Raw genomic sequence first — 1,126 nt, 5'->3', positions numbered from 1 at the left:
CTCCACCCCCGCCTGGAAGCCGCCTGGCTGGGCAGAGCCGCAGGCTGCCTCCTCGGCAAACCAGTGGAAAAACTCCCCCTGGACGGCATCCGCCAACTCGCCAGAGCCACCGGCAACTGGCCCCTGACCACCTGGTTCACAGAACGAGGCCTCCCCCCGCACCTCAAGGCCACCCACCCCTGGAACCGCCGCTCCGCGACCACCTCCCTCGCCGAGAACATCGACGGCATGCCGGAGGACGACGACCTCAACTACCCCCTCCTGAACCTCCTGCTCCTCCAACGCCACGGCAAGCACTTCACCACCACGGACGTGGCCCGCCTCTGGCTGGACGAACTCCCGGCGGGCCGCACGTTCACCGCGGAACGCGTCGCCTACCGCAACCTCCTCGACGGCATCGAGCCCCCGCACACGGCTCGGCACCGCAACCCGTTCCGCGAATGGATCGGCGCCCTGATCCGCGCGGACGCCCACGGCTGGACCAACCCGGGCGCCCCGGCGACCGCCGCGGAACAGGCCCACAGGGACGCCACCCTCACCCACACCGCCAACGGCGTCTACGCGGCGATGTTCACGGCGGCGGCCATCGCCGAGGCGGCCACCGGCACGACCGACATCCACGCCTGCCTGCGTATGGGCCTCACGGTCGTCCCACCCGACTCACGCCTGGCCCGAGCCGTCCGCCAGGCGATCCAACTGGCCCAGGAACAGCGGGACTTCGACACGGTCGTCGACGAACTGCACGCCACCCACGCCGCGTACCACTGGGTCCACGCCATCCCCAACACGGCCCTGCTCGCCGCCGCGCTCACCCACGCGGACGGCGACTTCACGGCCTCCATCTGCCGTGTCGTGTCGGGCGGCTGGGACACGGACTCGAACGGCGCGACGGCCGGCTCGATCACGGGCCTGCTCGCGGGCAACCCCGAAGCGATCCCGTCCCGCTGGACGACCCCGCTCAAGAACCGACTGGCCACATCCATCGGCGACTTCAACGGCACGGGCTTCGACACCCTCGCCGACCTGACGGCGCAGCTGGCGACCAGGCCGACCACCTGACCGAACCTCGAAGCCCTCCCCTGCGCAGCCAACTCCGCATCCCCACCCCACCAGGAGTCCCCCCACC

The 1,126-nt window shown here is 71.1% G+C and carries 1 protein-coding gene; it reads left to right on the top strand.

Features of this window, described 5'->3' with window-relative positions; all coding sequences use genetic code 11:
- The coding region (locus tag AOK17_RS47575) for an ADP-ribosylglycohydrolase family protein (RefSeq protein ID WP_055618829.1) at window positions 1-1,059 on the top strand (1,059 nt) is incomplete at its 5' end.
- Window positions 1,060-1,126 lie beyond the last annotated feature (67 nt).

This window comes from Streptomyces phaeochromogenes (assembly GCF_001418655.1).
In the GTDB taxonomy this organism is placed as follows: domain Bacteria; phylum Actinomycetota; class Actinomycetes; order Streptomycetales; family Streptomycetaceae; genus Streptomyces; species Streptomyces phaeochromogenes.
The sequence above is the reverse complement of the archived record's forward strand: the minus strand, read 5'-3'. Positions and strand labels throughout refer to the sequence as shown.